This window comes from Actinoplanes octamycinicus, from assembly GCF_014205225.1.
GTDB lineage: Bacteria > Actinomycetota > Actinomycetes > Mycobacteriales > Micromonosporaceae > Actinoplanes > Actinoplanes octamycinicus.
Genome location: NZ_JACHNB010000001.1, coordinates 3,124,229 through 3,142,754 on the forward strand (window position 1 = coordinate 3,124,229; position 18,526 = coordinate 3,142,754).

The 18,526-nt window shown below is 71.6% G+C and carries 22 protein-coding genes and 1 riboswitch; of the genes, 9 read left to right on the top strand and 13 right to left on the bottom strand.

Going from position 1 to position 18,526, the window contains the following annotated elements; all coding sequences use genetic code 11:
• Window positions 1-426 precede the first annotated feature (426 nt).
• Window positions 427-1,110, bottom strand: a complete 684-nt coding sequence (locus tag BJY16_RS14015) for an SDR family NAD(P)-dependent oxidoreductase (RefSeq protein ID WP_185039885.1) — start codon at window positions 1,108-1,110, stop codon at window positions 427-429.
• Window positions 1,111-1,647: 537 nt separating this feature from the next.
• On the opposite strand from BJY16_RS14015, the gene BJY16_RS14020 reads away from it, so the two are divergent.
• Window positions 1,648-2,649 carry a sigma-70 family RNA polymerase sigma factor gene (locus BJY16_RS14020; protein WP_185039886.1) on the top strand — a complete coding sequence of 334 codons (1,002 nt, stop codon included), beginning with the start codon at window positions 1,648-1,650 and terminating at the stop codon, window positions 2,647-2,649.
• 63 nt (window positions 2,650-2,712) lie between these two features.
• Here the strand turns inward: BJY16_RS14020 and BJY16_RS14025 are convergent, their stop codons facing one another.
• From BJY16_RS14025 to BJY16_RS14035, 3 genes are all read right to left on the bottom strand, one after another.
• Window positions 2,713-3,684 carry a C40 family peptidase gene (locus BJY16_RS14025; protein ID WP_239177342.1) on the bottom strand — a complete coding sequence of 324 codons (972 nt, stop codon included), beginning with the start codon at window positions 3,682-3,684 and terminating at the stop codon, window positions 2,713-2,715.
• 14 nt (window positions 3,685-3,698) lie between these two features.
• A riboswitch (cyclic di-AMP (ydaO/yuaA leader) is annotated at window positions 3,699-3,834 on the bottom strand.
• Between the two features lie 195 nt (window positions 3,835-4,029).
• Window positions 4,030-4,353 (bottom strand): DUF3817 domain-containing protein, encoded by a 324-nt coding sequence (locus BJY16_RS14030; RefSeq protein WP_185039887.1) that lies wholly within the window; start codon window positions 4,351-4,353, stop codon window positions 4,030-4,032.
• 21 nt (window positions 4,354-4,374) lie between these two features.
• Window positions 4,375-4,797: a hypothetical protein gene (locus BJY16_RS14035; RefSeq protein WP_185039888.1), complete on the bottom strand. Its 423-nt coding sequence runs from the start codon at window positions 4,795-4,797 to the stop codon at window positions 4,375-4,377.
• Window positions 4,798-4,885: 88 nt separating this feature from the next.
• Here BJY16_RS14035 and BJY16_RS14040 point away from each other — a divergent pair, with 88 nt between their 5' ends.
• On the top strand, window positions 4,886-5,137 hold the full coding sequence (locus BJY16_RS14040) for a DUF6158 family protein (RefSeq protein ID WP_185039889.1): 252 nt from the start codon (window positions 4,886-4,888) through the stop codon (window positions 5,135-5,137).
• A 28-nt stretch (window positions 5,138-5,165) separates the two neighbouring features.
• Window positions 5,166-5,684 (top strand): DUF1360 domain-containing protein, encoded by a 519-nt coding sequence (locus BJY16_RS14045; protein ID WP_185039890.1) that lies wholly within the window; start codon window positions 5,166-5,168, stop codon window positions 5,682-5,684.
• A gap of 10 nt (window positions 5,685-5,694) precedes the next feature.
• Here BJY16_RS14045 and BJY16_RS14050 read toward each other — a convergent pair whose 3' ends face one another.
• Window positions 5,695-5,901, bottom strand: coding sequence for a hypothetical protein (locus tag BJY16_RS14050; protein ID WP_185039891.1), 207 nt, complete (start codon window positions 5,899-5,901; stop codon window positions 5,695-5,697).
• A 376-nt stretch (window positions 5,902-6,277) separates the two neighbouring features.
• Between BJY16_RS14050 and BJY16_RS14055 the strand changes: the two genes are divergently transcribed.
• From BJY16_RS14055 to BJY16_RS14065, 3 genes are all read left to right on the top strand, one after another.
• Window positions 6,278-7,114, top strand: a complete 837-nt coding sequence (locus BJY16_RS14055) for a GAF and ANTAR domain-containing protein (protein WP_239177340.1) — start codon at window positions 6,278-6,280, stop codon at window positions 7,112-7,114.
• Window positions 7,115-7,200: 86 nt separating this feature from the next.
• The gene (locus BJY16_RS14060; RefSeq protein WP_185039892.1) at window positions 7,201-7,752 is read left to right on the top strand and encodes a hypothetical protein; all 552 of its coding nucleotides are present in this window, start codon (window positions 7,201-7,203) and stop codon (window positions 7,750-7,752) included.
• Window positions 7,749-8,081 carry a transcriptional regulator gene (locus tag BJY16_RS14065; RefSeq protein WP_185039893.1) on the top strand — a complete coding sequence of 111 codons (333 nt, stop codon included), beginning with the start codon at window positions 7,749-7,751 and terminating at the stop codon, window positions 8,079-8,081. The genes BJY16_RS14060 and BJY16_RS14065 overlap by 4 nt, the downstream gene beginning before the upstream one ends.
• A gap of 102 nt (window positions 8,082-8,183) precedes the next feature.
• Here BJY16_RS14065 and BJY16_RS14070 read toward each other — a convergent pair whose 3' ends face one another.
• From BJY16_RS14070 to BJY16_RS14090, 5 genes are all read right to left on the bottom strand, one after another.
• Entirely contained in the window at window positions 8,184-8,495 is a 312-nt protein-coding gene (locus tag BJY16_RS14070; protein ID WP_185039894.1) for an antibiotic biosynthesis monooxygenase family protein, read from the bottom strand.
• Between the two features lie 68 nt (window positions 8,496-8,563).
• Window positions 8,564-10,297, bottom strand: coding sequence for an MDR family MFS transporter (locus BJY16_RS14075; protein WP_185039895.1), 1,734 nt, complete (start codon window positions 10,295-10,297; stop codon window positions 8,564-8,566).
• Window positions 10,294-10,692, bottom strand: coding sequence for a MarR family winged helix-turn-helix transcriptional regulator (locus tag BJY16_RS14080; protein ID WP_239177338.1), 399 nt, complete (start codon window positions 10,690-10,692; stop codon window positions 10,294-10,296). The genes BJY16_RS14075 and BJY16_RS14080 overlap by 4 nt, the downstream gene beginning before the upstream one ends.
• 185 nt (window positions 10,693-10,877) lie before the next feature.
• Window positions 10,878-11,477, bottom strand: coding sequence for a class I SAM-dependent methyltransferase (locus BJY16_RS14085; protein ID WP_185039896.1), 600 nt, complete (start codon window positions 11,475-11,477; stop codon window positions 10,878-10,880).
• Window positions 11,478-11,509: 32 nt separating this feature from the next.
• Entirely contained in the window at window positions 11,510-11,998 is a 489-nt protein-coding gene (locus tag BJY16_RS14090; RefSeq protein ID WP_185039897.1) for an AfsR/SARP family transcriptional regulator, read from the bottom strand.
• 215 nt (window positions 11,999-12,213) lie between these two features.
• Here BJY16_RS14090 and BJY16_RS14095 point away from each other — a divergent pair, with 215 nt between their 5' ends.
• Complete coding sequence (locus BJY16_RS14095; protein ID WP_185039898.1) at window positions 12,214-12,873, top strand: response regulator; 660 nt, start codon at window positions 12,214-12,216, stop codon at window positions 12,871-12,873.
• 102 nt (window positions 12,874-12,975) lie between these two features.
• Entirely contained in the window at window positions 12,976-14,289 is a 1,314-nt protein-coding gene (locus BJY16_RS14100; protein WP_185039899.1) for a hypothetical protein, read from the top strand.
• 21 nt (window positions 14,290-14,310) lie between these two features.
• Here BJY16_RS14100 and serA read toward each other — a convergent pair whose 3' ends face one another.
• Complete coding sequence (serA, locus tag BJY16_RS14105) at window positions 14,311-15,594, bottom strand: phosphoglycerate dehydrogenase (protein ID WP_311775316.1); 1,284 nt, start codon at window positions 15,592-15,594, stop codon at window positions 14,311-14,313.
• Window positions 15,595-15,859: 265 nt separating this feature from the next.
• Here serA and BJY16_RS14110 point away from each other — a divergent pair, with 265 nt between their 5' ends.
• Complete coding sequence (locus BJY16_RS14110; RefSeq protein WP_185039900.1) at window positions 15,860-16,699, top strand: DMT family transporter; 840 nt, start codon at window positions 15,860-15,862, stop codon at window positions 16,697-16,699.
• Here the strand turns inward: BJY16_RS14110 and BJY16_RS14115 are convergent.
• On the bottom strand, window positions 16,671-17,780 hold the full coding sequence (locus BJY16_RS14115) for a sensor histidine kinase (RefSeq protein WP_185039901.1): 1,110 nt from the start codon (window positions 17,778-17,780) through the stop codon (window positions 16,671-16,673). The genes BJY16_RS14110 and BJY16_RS14115 overlap by 29 nt on opposite strands.
• Window positions 17,777-18,433, bottom strand: a complete 657-nt coding sequence (locus BJY16_RS14120) for a response regulator transcription factor (protein WP_185039902.1) — start codon at window positions 18,431-18,433, stop codon at window positions 17,777-17,779. The genes BJY16_RS14115 and BJY16_RS14120 overlap by 4 nt, the downstream gene beginning before the upstream one ends.
• Window positions 18,434-18,526 lie beyond the last annotated feature (93 nt).

An 18,526-nucleotide genomic window follows, 5' to 3' on the forward strand; every position in this document is an offset into this window, starting at 1 on the left:
CTGTTCTGTCCTGCCGATGGCCGCGTCGTGTGCCGGGCCACGCTGCCTCATGCCCGGCCCATACCGTTCTGCCGGGGTGTCGGGCCCCCACTTCCTCCGTCGGGGCCGGGGGGCCTCGTGCGATTGGTCGTCGGGGTGCCCGGGCGGTCGCGGTCTGGTTCCGCTGGTCACGCCCGGGTCCGGCTCATCCCGGTCAGGCTCGTCCCGGTCCGGCTCGTCCCCGTGGCCAGCCGGCCCGCCCTGTCCGGGCTCCGCCGCGTCGCCGCCGGGGCCCCGCCGCGCTCGAAAGCCCACCCTCCCAGGGGGATCCCCCGCCGATCAGTGTGGCGGACGATCGCTGGATCGCGGGGGTGCCCTGTGGACAACCCGCCGCTGTGGAGAACGCGAGCGATCGACAGGACGGGGACTATGCCTGGCCCACGGGGACTAAGCCTGGCCGTAGACGGGGATCTGCGCGCCGCTGATCGGCGCGGAGGCGTCCGAGGCGAGGAACAGGATGGTGTGTGCGATCACCGCCGGGTCGACCCAGCGGGCCGGGTCGGCGTCCGGCATCGCGTCCCGGTTGGCCGGGGTGTCGATCACGCTGGGCAGCACCGTGTTGCAGCGGATCCGCTGCTTCTTGTACTCGACCGCGACGGTCGCGGCGAAGGCCAGCACCGCCGCTTTCGAGGTGACGTAACCGGCGGCGCCGGGGAACGGCGCCACCGCGGCCCGGGACGAGACGCAGACCACCGCGCCGCCGCCGGCCGCGACCAGGTGTGGCAGGGCGGCCGCGGTGGTCAGGTAGGTGGGTCGCAGGTTGGCGGTGAACATCGCCTCGAACTCGGCGACCGGGGTGTCGGCGATCAGGCCGCTGCCGGCGTACCCGCCGACCAGGTTGACCACCGCCGTCAGCGGGGCGTCCGGATCGCCGGCGGCGGCCTCGGCGGCGGCGGCCGCGCCGGCCGGGTCGGTGAGGTCGGCCGGGACGGCGACGACGCCGGCCGGCAGCCGGTCCACGGAGCCGGGCCGGGCCGGGGCCACCACGCGCCACCCGGCGTCCAGGAACGCCGCGATGGTGGCCGCGCCGAGCCCGCCGGTGCCGCCCGTCACAAGAGCAGTGTTGGTCATGGGAGCAGGTTGTCACACGTACGTGGATGTGCTTTTGCTCACTCCCGGGTCGCTGCCAGGCGGGCCGGGGGAATGTCACCGGATCGGGGAACGTCACCCTGGTGGGCGAGTGAACTGTGGCGCGGCGTGGCGCATTGTGGCCGATGGTCCCGTTCGACTGGCTGGTCACGCTGGGTGAGATCTAATTGACGGTCACGTTTGATTCAGGCTTGTCGTCGGCCGGTCGATGCTGCACGTGAACCCAAGCGGCGGAAAACCCGTAGAACCAGGGTGACGAGCATCGCGGCGCTCAGGTGATGCCCGTCGCTGTGGACGATGAGAGGCCGATGGTGTTATGAGGCGCGCTACGGGTACCCGTCTATCCACAAGACGGCCGCAGAGAGATCGCACTCAGCTAGCGCGCACTGGGCTCTCAGGTAAGACCCAGGCATTCGTGACACTTTCGGATCGCCAGCCGGAATCAGCGCAGGCAGCCATTTGTTGTGTAGATGTCAGCAACCGCAATGCACGAGCTGCGGACGTTACGGGAGAGGGCTGATGGACGCAGGTAATGCCCGTAACAGGGTTAGTGACGGCAATGAGGGGACCGTGGGCAACGTGGAGAAGAACACCGTGATGCGTACCGACCAGGTTGCCGAGGAGCGCGACCTCGTCGGAGTCTACCTGCACGAAATCTCCCGGACGCCGCTGCTGGATGCTGCGCGGGAGGTCGAGCTCTCCAAGTCGATCGAGGCGGGCCTCTACGCCGAGCACCTGCTCGAGCAGGGCGAGGAGCGTCGCGGCGTCAGCCGGGAGGAGCTGGAGCGCCTGGTCACCGAGGGCCAGCGCGCCAAGGACCTGTTCATTCGAGCCAACCTGCGGCTGGTCGTCTCGATCGCCCGGCGCTACGTGCGCTCGGGCATGCCGATGCTCGACCTGATCCAGGAGGGCAACACCGGCCTGGTCCGCGCGGTCGAGAAGTTCGACTACGAGCGCGGCTACAAGTTCTCGACGTACGCGACGTGGTGGGTTCGCCAGGCGATCAGCCGGGCGATCGCCCAGCAGGAGCGCACCGTCCGCCTCCCGGTGCACCTGGTCGAGGACGTCAACCGGATGCGTAACGTGACCCGCCAGCTCGTCCGTGAGCTGGGCGGCGACCCGGAGCCGGAGCAGGTCGCCGCGGCCCTCGGCGTGACCGTGGAGCGGGTCAACGAGCTGACCCGGTGGGCCCAGGACACCGTGTCCCTGGACACCCCGGTCGGCGACGACGGCGACACCAACCTGGGTGACCTGGTGGCCGACAGCGATGCCCCCTCGCCCGAGGAGATCGTGCTGAGCGCACTGGAGCGCCAGCGCATCGAGGGCCTGCTCAACCACCTGGACGACCGCTCGGCCGGCATCATGCGGGCCCGCTACGGCCTGGAGGACGGCCGCGAGCACTCGCTGACCGAGGTGGCCTCGCGCTTCTCGCTCAGCCGCGAGCGGATCCGCCAGCTGGAGATCCAGGCGCTCGGCCGGCTGCGTGAGCTGGCCCGGGCCGAGGGCCTGCAGGCCGCCTGACCCACCACAGCAGCGAAGGCCGGCACCCCGAGGGGTGCCGGCCTTCGGCGTTCCTGCGGCGGGTTACGACACCCGGCCGTACCCGGGGCTGTCCGGGGTCATGATGTTGATCGTCCGGTAGAGCACGTCCCGGCCGGCCGACGGCGCGTCGATGATCTTGCCGTCGCCGACGTAGAGCGCGACGTGCCCGCCACCTCGGTAGAACACCAGGTCGCCGGGCTGGAGCTGGCTCTTGTCGCTGAACATCCGCACGGCACCCTTCTGGGCGGCCGCGTTGTGTGGCAGCGACTTGCCGGCCGCGGCCCAGGCCGCCATGGTCAGACCCGAGCAGTCGTACGAGTCGGGACCGGCGTCGCCGAACCCGTACGGCTTGCCGACCTGCTTGAACGCGAAGGCGACCGCCTTGCCGGCCGAGCCCGCGATCTGCGGGATCTTGCCGGTGTACGAGCCGGTGTCCTCGGTGGCGCTGCCGTAGAGGTCCTCGCGCATGTCGTACAGCTTCTGAAGATCCTTCTTGATCTTCGTCTTCTGCGCGTCCAGCTCCTTGACCTGGAGCTGCTGCTTCTGCTCGGTGGTCTTGAGGGCCGCCTGCTTCTGCGCGAAGGTCTCGGTGGTCTCGGTGTAGGCGTCGATGTCCGCCTGGTTGGCCCGGGTGATCTGCTCCAGGTAGCCCATCCGGTCCAGCAGCTCGCCCTGCTTGCCGCTGAGCAGCACGGTCATCGGGCCGACCCGGCCGGTGATGTACTGCGAGGTGGCGATCGTCGACATCTTGGCGCTGGCCTTGGTCAGCGCCTCCTGGGCCGGTTTCAGCGAGGCGGTCAGCTTCACCGCGTCGGCCTTGGTCTTCTTCAGGTCGAGCCGGGTCTTGTTGTACGTCTCGGTGACGTCCTCGAGTTTCTCCGAAGCCTGGTCGATCTGCTTCTTGAGCTCACTCTCCGACGGGGCCGCGTGAGCGGCCACAGCTCCCGACGTGGTGATCGCGAGTGCGGTCAGCGCGACCACCAGCGCCCGGAGTTTGGTACGGGGGTGTGGCACTGGTCAGGGGCCTTTCTTCCGCTTGTGGCCGCCTACCGGGTTAGCTGACGGGTTCGGGCCCGGAAGATCGCCCTACCGCGCCTCGGCGCGGATTCACCCCGGAAGGTGGGTCCCCGGTTCCCACGGCGACGGGTTCGTCGCCGGTCAAGATTCGGCGGCGTTGGCCGGCGCCACCGGAGGGTTTGTGGCTGCGGACCGGACCAACCGCATCAACTTATCGGGGAAGAAAACAAAATCAAGACCTCGCCGCGTGTTTTCTTCCAATAGTCGGTCTTGCGAACTAAATCCCGATAACCGGCTGTTATTCGATCCGCGCGCAGCGTTATTTCGACCGCCGGAAGCAGACTAATCGTTCAGGGCCGGCTCGAGCGCGGCATTCGGAACCCAATGCCGGGTGACCCGGCGCTCGGCCCAGAACGAGAAGAACGGGATGGTGCCGGCCAGCATAACGATGATCATTCGGCCGAACGGCCAGCGGGCCCGCCGGGACAGGTCGAAGGTGCAGAGCAGATAGACCATGTACAGGAAGCCGTGCAGCGGGCCGATCAGCGCGACCAGCGCCGGGTTGTCACCCAGGTACTTCAGCGGCATGCCGACCAGCACGAGCACGATCAGGAGCACGCCGACGATCCAGGCGATGGTGCGGTAACGGGTGAGGGCGCCCTGCACGGCGGTCTCCTTCTGCTTCTGCTACTTGCTGATGGGGCGGCCGGGGTAGTCGGCGGGCCGGGCGCCGGGGTGCTCGGCCAGCCAGGCCAGGTAGTCGTTGTACGCGTCCAGCTCCGGGTCGGCGGCGTCCGCCGCGGCCGGCTGCACGGCCACCCGGACCGGGCGGCCCAGGGTGACCGGGGCGTCCGGGTCGCGCGCCGGGGCGGGCTCCTCGGCGGTCTCCTCTGGCGGCGCCAGCTTGCGGCGGTGCAGCTGGATCTCGCGGATCCAGATGAACACCACGAAGCCGGCGAAGACCGGCCACTCGAACATGTAGCCCCAGCTGAGCGAGTTGCCCCCGGTCGCCCGGCTGAACTGCCACCAGCCGAGCCCCAGGCAGGCCCCGGTCAGCACCAGCGCCAGGAGGTGCCGGGCGAGCCACGCCGGAGTCCACAGCCCTTTCATGCACCCGAGACTACCGGCGGGTTTGGTGGTCGCCCGCACGGGCAAGCCCCTGGACGAACAGCGGCTATCGAGACAGCGGAGGTGCACGATGACGGACCCGCGAACCGAGGGCGGCGCGGCGGTGGACTTCGAGATCGGGGTCGACCCGGTGAGCCTGCCCGACGACGACCTGTTCCGCGAGCTCGGCAGCCTGTACCGGACCCGGCTGGAGACTCTGCGGCACGGCCCGGACGCCGCGCTGGAGAACCACTTCCGGCGGACCGCCGAGCTGGAGACCGAGTACAAGGCGCGCTATCCGGGACGCGAGATCGACCCCGGCCGGCTCACCCAGGACTTCTGACCCGCCCGGTGCGGAAAGGACCCCCCATATGACCAGCCTGCAGGCCCGTGCCGCGGAGACGGCCCGGGCGTACGCGCCGCACGAGCACCGGCCGCTGGCCGGCTACCTGGTGGCGATGGGCGCCTACGGCGCGCTCGCCGCCGGCCTGGCCGCGGCCGCCAAGCTGACCGGCCGTACGCCTCCGGAACGCCCCGCTCTGGGCGACGTGGTGCTGATCTCGATCGCCACCCACAAGCTGAGCCGGCTGCTCGCCAAGGACGCGGTCACCAGCCCGCTGCGGGCGCCGTTCACCCGGTACACCGAACCGGCCGGGGCCGCGGAGCTCAACGAGGAGGTCCGGGACGAGGGCAGCAGCGTCAAGCACGGCATCGGCGAGCTGCTCACCTGCCCGTTCTGCCTGGCCGCCTGGGTGTCCACCGGACTGACCGGCGGGCTGGTGCTGGCGCCCCGGCTGACCCGGCTGGCGGCGACCGCGCTGACCGCGACCGCCGTCTCGGACTTCCTGCAGATGGCCTACTCGATGGCCAAGGAGAAGGCGGAGGGCTGAGCGGGACGGCTCAGAGGGTGCGCAGCGCCTCGTCGGCCTCGTCCTGCAGGTACTCGCCCTCGGGCAGCGCGTCGATCCGGGTGAGCAGGGCGGCCGGCAGGTCCTCGGCGATCGCCCGGCGCTGCAGGTCGCCGCTGCTCATCCGTTCCTCGGCGCGGTACGCGTCGTCGAGGAAGGCGGTCAGGCGGGCGTTGTCGCCGGTGGTTTCGTCGGTCACGGCGCCAGGGTTACCCGGGACCGCGCGCGGCAAACGGCCAGCCGCTACCGGGCTGTAAGCCAGGTCACAACGGCTATCGGAATCATGGGCCGGTGCCGAAGGTTGTGAACGGATGCCGGTGTGCCCAGTGTCCCCGGGCCTCACCCATCGCCTGCACGGAATACCGTTCGGCTGGAGCCGTGTTGAGCCACTCGCCGCGAGGCGACCTGCACACCGGCATCTCTTCGGCTCGGCCCCCGGTTCGCCGGGGGCCGAGTCGTTTTTCCCGCTCCGGCTTTTTTGAGCGTTCCCGGCACAGAGGGTTTAAACGGGCAACACCCCCCGATCGGGGCACCGAACCGCGCCTCCGGCGGATCGACATGGCAGTATCCGTCGAGTGTCTGTACCGCAACGTCGCGTACCGGCCGCGCAGCGCGGCACCCGGTCCCACCGGCGCGCCACCCCCTCCGGGGTGACCGTGTCCGGCCGGCCGCGCCGCCTCGTCGCCGCTGGCCGGCCCCGGCACGGCAGCGCCGATCTGCTCGGCGCCGGCGGCCCGCACCCGGTCGAGCTGGCCGGGCTGTTGCACGAGGTCACCATGCGGTTGTTGACCGCCGACACGCTGCAGCAGGCGCTCGACCGGCTGGCCGCGCTGATCGCCGGCGCGCTGCCCGGCGCGACCCGCTGCGCGGTCGCGCTGATCAGTGAGGGTGGTCCGGTCACGGTGGCGGCCGCCGGGTCCGCCGGGGAGACGTCAGACCGTCTTCAGTACGGCGGAGGCACCGGCCCCGGCCTGGAAGCCGCCCGGACCCGCGCGCTGGTCACCTCGGACGACCTGGGGGCCGACGAGCGGTGGCCGGAGCTGACCCGGGCGGCCCGCGCGGACGGCATCGGGGCGGTCGCCGCGATCCCGCTGGACGTCCGGCGGACCGCGGTCGGCGCGCTCAGCGTCTGCCTGGGCCGGCCCGGCGAGATCGGCCCGGACCTGCTGCTCACCGCGATGGCCGTGGCCGGGCAGGCCGAGCTGCTGCTCGGCGAGTTGCACCGGCGGGAGGCGCGCACCGAGGGCGCCGCGGTGGACCGCGCGATCGGCGTGATCATCGCGCAGCGCGGATGCGGCGTGCAGGAGGCCCACCGGATCCTGCGCGACAGCGCCCAGCGCCTCGGCCTGGACCAGCTGGTGGTCGCCGAGCGCCTGGTCTCCGCCGCCGCCCGCAAACGGGAGAACGCTTAGCCGACCCGGCCGGACGCGACGCGCCCTTGACGGCATCTACTCTCTCCGGCAGAGTCCTCTCTGGTGGAGAGAGGCGGGTCGGCAGGGTGCTGGAGGAACGGCAGAGATTCGACGAGCTACGGGAGCGGGTGCGGGCATCCCGGCGGGCAACCTCCGCGCCACTGCTGGTCTTCGGCGTGACGGTGGTGATTTTCGCCGGTTATGACGGGTTGAGTGACTACAGCTTCGTGCCCTTGCCGCTGTTCTACGTGCTGTGCAGCGTGGTCGCGCTGCTCGCGCTCGCCTGCATCGACCGGTTCCGGCGTCGCCGCACCGGCGTCGGAGCCGGCCGCCTGTCGTACGGCAGGACCGCCGCCATCCTGCTCGGCGTGATCGTCGTCGGCAACCTGCTCTGGTTCTATCCGTTCGCGCGGCAGTTGTTGTGGCCCGCGTCCGTGTTGACGTTCATGGCCCTGTGGCAGCGCAACAAGTCGTTGGCTCTGCGGTCGGGCATCATCGGTACCGTGATGATCCTCGGCTGGCTGGCGAGCCAACCGCTCCCGTTCGACTGGTTGTTGCCCGCGGTCATGGCCGGTGGCGGCCTGGCGCTGGTGGTGACCGGACTCGTCGAGCGCGCGCGTGAGCGGACCATCGAGTGACTGACCCTGTGCCACATCCCGCTCTCGAACTCGACGAGTGGGTGCACCAGAAGACCAGGCTCGCGCTGCTCACCGTGCTCGACGAGGCGGGTCGGGCCGACTTCCCCTACCTCAAGCGGTTGCTCGGCCTGTCCGACGGCAACCTCGGCCGGCACCTCGGAGCGCTGGCGGCGCAATCGTTCGTCGAGATCGCGAAGGGGCACGAGGGGCGGCGCCCGCGGACCTGGGCGGCGATCACCCCGGCGGGGCGGGCGGCGCTGGGAGCCGAGATGGCGATCCTCGCGGAGTTGCTGGAACGGTTCAACAGCAGCCGAGACGGCAAGAAGTAGGACCGTTCCTACCCACCCGCCGACCTCGGCTGCCTGCCGCCGCGTCGATCCGGTTCCGGCGATCGGCCGGGACGGTCCGAACCCCGTCCGGCGGAGCGTGCGCTAGTCGGTCGGTTTCGCGACCTGCTGGACGACCTCGAACTCCAGCAGGCTGGCGCCGGTGGCGACCGGCTTGGCGCGTTCGCCGGCGTGGGCGGCCTTGGCGCTGCCCTGCGACCAGTTCTGGAACGCCTCCTCCGACTCCCACTTCGTGTAGACGAAGTAGCGGTTGTCGCCGGCGACCGGGCGGAGCAGTTCGAAGGCGAGGAAGCCGGGCTCGTTCTCCACGGCGCCGTGCCGGGCGGCGAAACGCTTCTCCAGCTCGGGGCCGGCACCCTCGGGGACGTCAATCGCGTTGATCTTCACAACAGCCATGAGGACCACGCTAACCCCCGGCTACGGTACGGACGGCCGCGCGCGCCGTCCGTACCGTAAGCATCGGGTCAGCGGCCTGGGCCGTCGCTGCCCGCGGTGACCCCCGCGGGGTTGTCGCCGCCGCCGGCGACCGGGCCGGAGCCCGGACCGGGAACGCCCGCGCTCTGCTCGGCCTGCTGGGCGTCCTCGGCCCGCTGCTGCTGGGCGGAGCGCATGGAGAGCGGGATCTCCGGCAGGAACAGCACCACCACCAGGCCGACCAGCATGATGAAGAAGGCCATCAGGTAGACCACGTGGACGCTGTCCGAGAAGCCGACCTTGAACGGGTGGGTGAGCGGGTCGACGAACTTGTTGATCACCGACGTGTCGCTGAGCGCCGACTTCATCGCGGTCTGCAGCTGCTGCACCTGGTCCGGGTGCTGCTGGGCGGCCGCCTGGAAGGCCGCGTCGTTCTTGCCGGCGTCGGCGTAGGCATCGTTGATGTTGCCGGGCAGCACGTTGAACAGCACCGACAGGAACACCGCGGTGCCCAGCGTGCCGCCCATCGAGCGGAAGAAGGTGACCGCGCCGGTGGCGACGCCGATCTCCCGCGGCGAGACGGCGTTCTGCACCGCGGTGATCATCGGCTGCATGTTGCCGCCCAGGCCGAGGCCCATCAGCACCATGACCAGCATCGTCCGCCACAGCGGGGTGTCCGCGCCGACCAGCGAGAACAGGAACAGCGCGATGACCATGAAGATGCTGCCGACGATCGGGAAGATCCGGTAGCGGCCGGTCTTGGCGATCAGCTGGCCGGAGATGATCGAGCCGGACATGATGCCGAAGACGAACGGGATCATCTGCAGGCCGGCCATGGTGGCCGACGAGCCCTTGACGATCTGCAGGTACAGCGGGACGGTCATCAGGCCGCCGAACATCGCGACGCCGAGGATCGTGCTGGCGCCGGTGCCGACCGCGATCGTCCGGTTACCGAACAGGCGCAGCGGGAGCAGCGCCTCGTCCTTGTAGGCCCGCTCGGCGAGCACGAACCCGACCAGGCCGAGCGCGCCGATCACGTAGCAGGCGATCGAGCGGCCGGAGTCCCAGCCCCAGGAGCGGCCCTGCTCGGCGACGGTCAGCAGCGGCACCAGGCCGACGATCAGGGCGACCGCGCCCGGCCAGTCGATCCGGTGGTTGACCCGGGTGTGCGGCAGGTGCAGCACCTTGGCCACCACGGCCATCGCGGCGAGGCCGATCGGCACGTTCAGGTAGAAGACCCAGCGCCAGCCGTCCACCCAGAGGATCTGGTCGGCGCCGGCGAAGAAGCCGCCCAGGATCGGGCCGAGCACGCTCGCGGTGCCGAAGACGGCCAGGAAGAAGCCCTGGTACTTGGCGCGCTCGCGGGGCGGCACGATGTCGCCGATGATGGCCAGCGCCAGCGACATCAGGCCGCCGGCGCCGATGCCCTGGATCGCCCGGAACGCGGCGAGCTGGTACATGTCGGTCGAGAGGCCGCAGAGGAACGAGCCGACGATGAAGATCCCGATGGCGAACAGGAAGAACGGGCGCCGGCCGTAGATGTCGGACAGCTTGCCGTAGAGCGGTGTGGAGATGGTCGACGTGATCAGGAACGCCGTGGTGGCCCAGGCCTGGAGGTCGAAGCCCTTCAGGTCGTCGGCGATGGTCCGGGTCGCCGTGGCCATGATCGTCTGATCCAGGGCAGCGAGGAACATGCCCATCATCAGGCCGACGAGGATCGTGAGGATCTGTCGGTGGGTGAATTCCCCGGTCGATTTCTCGGCCGCGGGGCTGGGGTGGCTCACGCGTTCTCCCGTGGTGGTGCGCCGAGGTCGGTGCGCAGCAGCGCCTCGACGGAGCTGTTGAATTCTTCGAAGAGCTGGGCGAAGGCGTCGACCCGCTCGGCCGGCCAGTCGCTCAGCGCCCGCTGCAGCAGGGCGGTCCGGGCGGCCCGCAGACGGTCGCAGGCGGCCTCGCCGGCCTCGGTGACCGCCAGCCGGGAGGCCCGGCCGTCCGCCGGGTCGGCCTCCCGCCGGGCCAGGCCGGCCTTGACCAGCTGGGCGACCTGCCGGCTGACCGTCGAGGGGTCGGCCTGTTTCAGGTCGGCGAGGTCGGTCACCCGCATCGGGCCCATCGCACGCAACGGCAGCAGCAACATCAGCGCGGAGAACTCGGCGCCGAGGTCTCCGGTCTTGAGCATGCCTCGGAATCGCGGCCCCATCCGGATCAACCGGATGATTTCCTCGGACAACCGGGAAACGCCCACCGTGGCGTTCTGCTCGTCGTGCACGTGATTGCCGTCCTCGAGCGTCTGGGGACAATACGTGTAGCGTACAAGTTGTTGCGTGCTGAACACATCCGAGGTACGGAACGCCTCCGGGGTGCTCAGCGCATCCGCCACACCCCGGTCCGCAGCTCGCCGGTCTCCTCCAGGCTCTCCGGGACCGGCACCACGTACTCGGTGATCAGCTCGAAGAGCCGTTCCGGGAAATACCCACGGCCGGGATCGCCAACCAGCACCGACGCCCCGTTTCGCCGGAAGGCGCGCAACTGCCCGGCGATCCGCGGGGCGACCGAGGGGCTGTAGAAGACGTCGCCGGCCAGCACCAGCTCCGGCCGGTCCGGCTCGGCGGTGAGGGTGACGCCGTTGGCGGCCGCGTTGCGGTGCGCGGCGGCGACCGCGTCCGGATCGATGTCGGTGGCGGCGACCTCGGCGGCGCCGCAGTGGGCGGCGGCGATCGCGGCCACCCCGGAGCCGGTGGCCAGGTCGAGGACCCGGCGGCCGGCCGCCTCGGCCGGGTGGTCCAGCAGGTAACGGGCCAGGGCCTGGCCGCCGGCCCAGACGAACGCCCAGAACGGCGGCGGGACGTCGCTGCGGAACTCGCCGCCGGTCAGGTCGAAGAGGCCGACCGGGGCGTCGACCAGGTAGAGCGAGATCTCCGGGGCCAGCGGGACCGGGAGCAGAGCGGTCGGGGCGTCGAGCACCCGGTGATTGTCCCCCCTCGGGGACCCTCGGCTCAGCGGCCCGCGGTAACCGGGGGCTGGGCCATCAGCAGCTTGGCGCGGTACTCCGCGCGCAGCTCGGCGGCCCACGGGGTGTCCTCGTCCTCGAGCAGCGGGCGGGCGGCCAGGAAGGCGGCCGCGGTCAGCGGCCGGGCGGCGCGCTCCGGCGAGCGGCCCTCGGCGGCCCGGATCAGCTGATCGAAGGTGTGCACGTCGACCCGGGCACGCTCGGTGTCCAGGTGGTAACGCCCGAACCGGCCGACCAGCACCGAGTCGCGGCCGCGCCCGCCCGGCTCCAGGGCCTCCCGCAACACCTTGAGGTCGGACTTCACCGTGGCCGGCGGGGCGCCCACCAGCTCGGCCAGCTCCACAAGCGACAGCTCACCGTGCAGCGCCAGCAGGGCGAGCAACTGGCGCGGGCGGTCACCGCCGAAGTCGTCGCCCGTGAGGCGGATGCCACGGGTACGGACCTCGATGCGGCCGAAGAGCTGAATCTCGTACATGATGCAAAATCGTGTCGGCGGCCGCGGGTGGCGGCAAGCCCCAATGCGGGGGGTGCCCTCGGCCGAAAGACTGGTCATCGCGCGCCGCTCGGCTGGCAACCTGGCGTCCTCGTGGCGCAACGGCCGCCTGTTGGTAGGGCGGGCGTGGTGGTGGGTAGTCCTTAGACTGCGCGGGGCCCATCGGGCTGAACCGCTGGACAGAGGATGGTGTACGCATGGGAAACGGCGAGGCGATCCGAGTGCTCGTCGTCGACGGTCACCAGACCTTTGCTGAGCTGCTCGGACATGCCCTGGCGGGGCAGCCCGACCTGCAGTGGGTGGGGCACGCGCGGACCGGCGCCGAGGCGTTGCACCTCGCGTCCGAGCTGTCACCGCACGTCATCCTGCTCGATCCGGAACTGTCCGATGCGGACGGCATCGCCATCGCGCAACTGATCCGGGTACGCCAGCCGGACGTCCGTGTGGTGATCCTCACTGCTCGCGAGGACCCGGGGCTGATCAGCCGGGCCACCTCGTTCGGCGCGGCCGGCTTCATCTCCAAGAACGGCGCGCTGGCCGAGGTGCTGAACGCGCTGCGGACCGCGCACGGCGGCGGGATGACGGTCTCCACCGACATCATGGCCCGGCTGCTGCGCAGCACCAGCCCGGCCACCGTCACCCGGGCGAGCAGCGGGCTCACCGCCCGCGAGGACGAGGTGCTGCAGCTGATGGCGGCCGGTCTGGACGCCCGCGCGGTGGCCCGCCGGCTGGGCATCAGCGTGCACACCTGCCGGGGGTACCAGAAGGCGGTGCTCGCCAAGCTCGGGGCGCACAGCCAGCTCGAGGCGGTGGCGATCGCCACCCGGCGCGGGCTGGTCCGGCCTGACCTCCGGTAATTTCGCCGATCACTCTTCGATTCGGTTCATCTGCGGAGGGCTGCGATCCGTATTGCCTCGTGGGCGTCGAGTGACGACGTCGCAGGGGAGAGGACATCCGCCGTGGACCGTACCGTCGCCGACGGCACAACGCCGGAGTCGGCAGGTCAGCCGTCGGGAGAGCTGCCACAGCGCCGGCGCGCGGACCGGGACCGGCTGCACCGCAACCCGGCCGGGCAGAACGCCGGGCCGGCCGCGACGGAGTCCACCGACGGCACCAGCTGGTTCGGGGACGCCGCCGCGCCGGCCACGCCGGCCGCCACCCCCGCACCGGCGCCGGTCAGCCCGCCCGAGTACGGCCCGGCCTCGCCGAGCGGGCCCGGCCGGGCGTCGTTCGGCTTCACCGCCGGTCCGATCAGCGGCAACCGCCCGCTGGGCGGATCGCCCGGCGACCCCGACCCCGAGCCGGAGTCCGGGGGCCTGCCGGTCGTCCGCCACACCCCCGAGACGACGGCCCCCGCACCGGCGGCACCGGCCGCGCCGGCCGCCGGGCCGTGGGCGAACCTGCCGTCCTGGGAGGAGCCGAGCTGGGCCGACACGCTGATCCCGCCGCCGTCGCTGCCCCCCGACCCGGCCGGCCCGCCACGCTCGGTCCCGGTGCCGCCACCCCCGCGGCCGCGCGGATCCCGCCTGGTCACCGCGGGCATGGCGGTGCTCGGGCTGGTCGCCGTGCTGGTCCTCGCGCTGACCGGGGTGGTCTTCTACTCGGGGCCGGACTCCAAGGTCAACCAGATGCTGAACCTCGGCGGCGGCGACGCCGGCACCGGCGGCTCCCGGCTGGTGACCGCGCCGCTCGGCGGCCGGAGCACGGCGTCCTTCGAGATGCTCGCGGCCAGCGACCGGGTGCGGGTGACGGTCGCCGACATCGGCGGCGACCTGTTCCGGATCAGCACCCCGGACGGCTCGTCGCTGCGGCCCAGCCCGCAGCTCACCGACGACGCGGTACGCCTGCAGGTGACCCGGCAGGGCGACGAGGCGGACGGCGAGGTGGACGTGGTGCTGGCCCGGTCGGTGCGCTGGACGCTGCGGTTCTCCGGCTACGCCGCGGAACGCGACGTGGACCTGGGCCAGGGCCAGGTGGCCGGGATCGAGCTGGTCGGCGGGACCCGGCGGGCGGTGATGGCGCTGTCCGCGGCGTCCGGGACGGTGCCGGTGAAGATCACCGGCGGGGTGGAGGAGCTGACCCTCAAGGCGCCGGCCGGCAGCCCGATCCGGGTCAAGGTCGGCGGCGGGGCGAGCACCGTCACGGCCGGCAGCCGGACGCTGCGCGACGTCGCGCCCGGGTCGACGCTCACCCCGAAGAACTGGGACGCCGCCGGCCGCTACGACGTCGAGGCCGCCTCGAAGATCACCTTGCTGAACGTGGAAGCCGGGTGACCCCCGAGGCGGGCGCCCGGATCAGGACAGGACGCGGAGGCGGACCGTCTGGTCCATCGCGCGCAGCTGCTCCAGGACCTCGTCGCTGTAGCCCTTGCCGATGTCGGTGATCAGGTAGCCGTACTCCCCGCGGGTGCTCAGCAGCTGACCCTCGACGTTCACGTTGTGCTCGGCCAGGATCCGGTTGACCTGGGCCAGCACGCCCGGGGTGTTGATGTGCACGTGCACGATCCGGTGCAGGCCGGGCTGCTCGGGCAGGACCACGCCGGGCAGGTTCACGCTGAGCGTGGTGTTGCCCTCGGTGAGGAACTTGGCCAGCTTGTTCGCCACGAAGCCGCCGATGTCGGACTGGGCCTCCTCGGTCGAACCGCCGATGTGCGGGGTGAGAATCACGTTCGGCAGGCCGCGCAGCTCGGAGAGGAACTCGTCGCCCCGGCCCTTCGGCTCCTGCGGGAAGACGTCGACGGCGGCGCCGGCCAGGTGGCCGCTCTTCAGCGCGTCGCGCAGCGCCAGGTGGTCGACGACGATGCCGCGGGACAGGTTGAGGAACAGGCTGCCCGGGCGCATCTTGGCGAACTGCTCGGCGCCGAAGAAGCCGGCGTTGCCCGGCCGGCCGTCGACGTGCAGGGTGACGATGTCGCTGCTCTCCAGCAGCTCGTCCAGGCTGGCGCAGCGGTGCGCGTTGCTCAGCGCCAGCTTGTCGGCGGTGTCGTAGAAGGAGACCGACATGCCCAGGTTCTCCGCCAGGACGGAGAGCTGGGTGCCGATGTTGCCGTACCCGATGATGCCGAGCCGGCGGCCGCGGATCTCGTGCGCGCCGTCCGCCGACTTGTCCCAGACGCCCTGGTGCATCAGCGCGTTCTTCTCGGTGAGCCGGCGGGTCATCGCGATGATCTCGGCGATCGCCAGCTCCACCACCGAGCGGGTGTTCGAGAACGGGGCGTTGAACACCGCGATCCCGGACGTCGAGGCGGTGGTCAGGTCGATCTGGTCGGTGCCGATGCAGAACGCGCCGATCGCCACCAGGCTGTCGGCGGCGGCCAGCACCTTCGCGGTGACCTTGGTCTTCGAGCGGATGCCGAGCAGGTGCACGCCGGAGATGCGCTCGATCAGCTCGGCCTCGTCCAGCGCGCTCGCCACGGACTCGACCTGGAAGCCGTCCTCCTCGAGCCGGGACACCGCATCGGGATGGATGCTCTCCAAAAGCAGGACTCGCACCTTGGGCTGGTCGATCATCATCTTCCGTTCCATGTTTCGGTAGACCGCCCGGGCCGCCACGCCGAAGCCCAGTTCACAGGGCGTCAAGCCTAGTCCCCTCGGCGCTGCGGGCCGGTGCGGTGTGGGTGAGGTCCCAACAACCGGGCGGTTGCCGGGGTTCTCCGGTGTGCTGTCGCGGTGGGTACGGCCGGTGTGGCTCGGCCGGTTCAGAGCCTCTCTGCCGATGTGCAACGCGCGATCCGGATCGTGGCAGCGCGTTCCGTACCGGGAAACGGATTTTCCCGCCGTGTGGGTCGGTCCGGTTCGTGCCACTGTGACGGGTCCCATGCGGTCCGGGCGGTATTTTCGGAGGGTGGCACCAGTGGGGTGGGCGGCCGGGCTGTCCGTGCTGTCCGCCGCGGCCTACGCGGCGGCCGCCGTGGCCCAGGAGCGCCTCGCCGGGCACCGGCACCGCGGGTGGTCACGCTGGGCCGCGGCGCTGCTGCTCACCGGCGCCGGCGTGGCGCTGCACGTGCTGGCGCTGAATTTCGGGACGGTCGCCGTGGTGCAGGCGCTGGGCACCCTGACCCTGCTGTTCGCGCTGCCCATCCAGGTGGTCCGCTACCACCGCCGGGTCAGCGCGGCGGCCTGGCGGGACGCCGCGCTCACGGTGGCCGGGCTGGCCCTGATCCTGTCCCTGTCGACCCAGCCGGACGGACCGGCGCTGCTCACCGGGCGGTCCGTGCGCGTGCTGTCGTCGATCACCACCGGAGTGGTGCTGCTGTGCGCGCTCGCGGCCTGGCGCGCCGGGGCGCGGATCCGGGCGGTGCTGCTGGCCGTGGCGTCCGGGGTGGCCTTCGGGATCGCGTCGGTGCTGTCGAAAGCGGTCCTCGCGGCGATCACCAGCGGCCGTCCGGGACGGGAGTCCATCATGGCCGGCGCCATGGTCGTGGCGTTCGCGGCCGCCGGATACCTGTTCGGCCAGCTTTCCTATCGTGGCGCCGGCCTGGCCGCGCCGCTCGCCACGGTCAGCGTGACGAATCCGCTGGTAGCAGCGGTGGCCGGGGTGGTCGTCTTCGGGGAAGGGGTGCGGTTCGGGACCGGGGGACTGGTCGCCGCCGCGGTCGCCGTGCTGGTGATGGGCGCCGGGGTGGTGGGCCTGGCCCGGCGCAGCGAGACCCGGACTAGGGAGCCCGCGGCAGCAGCACGGTGACCTCGAGCCCGCCGTCGTCGCGGGCGTCGGCGCGGACGTCGCCGCCGTGCGCCCGGGCCACCGCCCGGACGATCGACAGGCCCAGGCCGGCGCCCGGCGAGACCAGCCGCTCGCTGCGGTACCGGTGGAACGGCTCGAACAGGCCGGGCACCTCGTAGCGGGGGATGACCGGGCCGGAGTTGGCCACCCGCAGCTCCACCCAGCCGTCCGGGCGGGTCAGGGTGACCACCCGGACCCAGCCGTTCTGCGGGACGTTGTGCCGGACGCCGTTCTCCACCAGGTTCTGCACCAGGCGTTCCAGCAGCACCGGGTCGCCCAGCACGGCGGCCTCCCGCGGCTCGGCGACCACCTTGACGGTGTCCGCGACGGCCACGTGGTCGACGATGTCGGCGAGATCCACGTACGACCGCTCGGTCACCTCCCGGTCCGAACGGGCCAGCAGCAGCAGCCCGTCGATCAACCGGCTGTGCCGGTCGTTGATCGCCAGCAGGGTGGCGCCGAGCTGGCGTACCTCCGGCGACGCGCTCTCCGGCTCCAGCGCCACCTCGAGCAGCGTGCGGTTGAGCGTCAGCGGGGTGCGCAGCTCGTGCGAGGCGCTGGCGATGAACCGGCGCTGCCCGTCGAACGAGTGGTCCAGCCGGGCCAGCATCACGTCGAACGTGTCGGCCAGCCGTTTCACCTCGTCGTCGGCCCCCCGCAGGGCGATCCGCTCGTGCAGGCCGCGGTCGGCGGCCGGCGACTCGGCGATCCGCCGGGCGGTCGCGGTGATCTGGTGCAGCGGCTGCAGCATCCGGCCGGCGATCAGCCAGCCCAGCGCGATCGTCGCCGCGCTCACCAGGACCAGCGCGATCGCGCCCTGGGTGAGCAGCGCGTGCAGGGCGTCCGCCCGGACGTCCTTGACGATGGTGTTGAGGGCGGCCGGCTGCCCGTCCGGGCCGATCACCATCTCGGCCCGCCGCTCGCCGGCCACCATGGCGTCCCGGCCGACCAGCACGTAGGTGACGCCCAGCAGGACCAGCCCGGCCAGCACGAACAGGCCGCCGTAGACCAGGGTGAGCCGGGCCCGCACGGTGAGACTCATCGGATCCGGTACCCCACTCCCGGCTCGGTCAGCACCACCGGCGGGTCACCCAGCTTGCGGCGGAGCTTGAGGATGGTCATCCGGACGGCGTGGGTGAACGGGTCGGCGTTCTCGTCCCAGGCCTTCTCCAGCAGGGTCTCCGCGGAGACCGCGGTGCCGTCCGCCCGGAGCAGCTCGGCGAGCACGGCGAACTCCTTGCGGGACAACGGCACGTAGCGCCCGTCCCGGTGCACCTCGCGCCGGTACGGATCCAGGCTGATCCCGGCCCGGCGCAGCACCGGCGGCGCGGCCGGCCGGGCGCGCCGGCCGAGCGCCGCGACCCGGGCCGACAGCTCCCGGAAGGCGAACGGTTTCGGCAGGTAGTCATCGGCGCCCAGGGAGAGCCCGGTGACCCGGTCGTCGACGCCGGCCGCGGCGGTCAGCATCAGCACCCGGATGTCGGCGTTGCGCTCGGCCAGCACCTGGCACACCTTGTCGCCGTGCACCACCGGCACGTCCCGGTCCAGCACCACCACGTCGTAGTCGTTCACCTCGATGCGCTCCAGGGCGGACCCGCCGTCGTAGACGACGTCGACCGCGTGCGCCTCGCGCCGCAGGCCCTGCGCCACCGCGTCGGCCAGCAGCGGTTCGTCCTCGACCACCAGGATCCGCATGCGTCCATCTTGACCCGGGCCGCTGTCACCTCGGCGTCACCGTTTTCCGTGACGCCGGGGAAACCTCCGGATCGCTCTACTTCGGTGCGTGGC

Coding starts and splice junctions, on each gene's coding strand:
- BJY16_RS14115 (WP_185039901.1), bottom strand. CDS start 17,780: ATGAGTCTCACCGTGCGGGCCCGGCTCACCCTGGTCTACGGCGGCCTG.
- BJY16_RS14080 (WP_239177338.1), bottom strand. CDS start 10,692: ATGCTCAAGACCGGAGACCTCGGCGCCGAGTTCTCCGCGCTGATGTTG.
- BJY16_RS14090 (WP_185039897.1), bottom strand. CDS start 11,998: ATGTACGAGATTCAGCTCTTCGGCCGCATCGAGGTCCGTACCCGTGGC.
- BJY16_RS14045 (WP_185039890.1), top strand. CDS start 5,166: ATGACCAGCCTGCAGGCCCGTGCCGCGGAGACGGCCCGGGCGTACGCG.
- BJY16_RS14095 (WP_185039898.1), top strand. CDS start 12,214: ATGGGAAACGGCGAGGCGATCCGAGTGCTCGTCGTCGACGGTCACCAG.
- BJY16_RS14040 (WP_185039889.1), top strand. CDS start 4,886: ATGACGGACCCGCGAACCGAGGGCGGCGCGGCGGTGGACTTCGAGATC.
- BJY16_RS14120 (WP_185039902.1), bottom strand. CDS start 18,433: ATGCGGATCCTGGTGGTCGAGGACGAACCGCTGCTGGCCGACGCGGTG.
- BJY16_RS14015 (WP_185039885.1), bottom strand. CDS start 1,110: ATGACCAACACTGCTCTTGTGACGGGCGGCACCGGCGGGCTCGGCGCG.
- BJY16_RS14035 (WP_185039888.1), bottom strand. CDS start 4,797: ATGAAAGGGCTGTGGACTCCGGCGTGGCTCGCCCGGCACCTCCTGGCG.
- BJY16_RS14070 (WP_185039894.1), bottom strand. CDS start 8,495: ATGGCTGTTGTGAAGATCAACGCGATTGACGTCCCCGAGGGTGCCGGC.
- BJY16_RS14020 (WP_185039886.1), top strand. CDS start 1,648: ATGGACGCAGGTAATGCCCGTAACAGGGTTAGTGACGGCAATGAGGGG.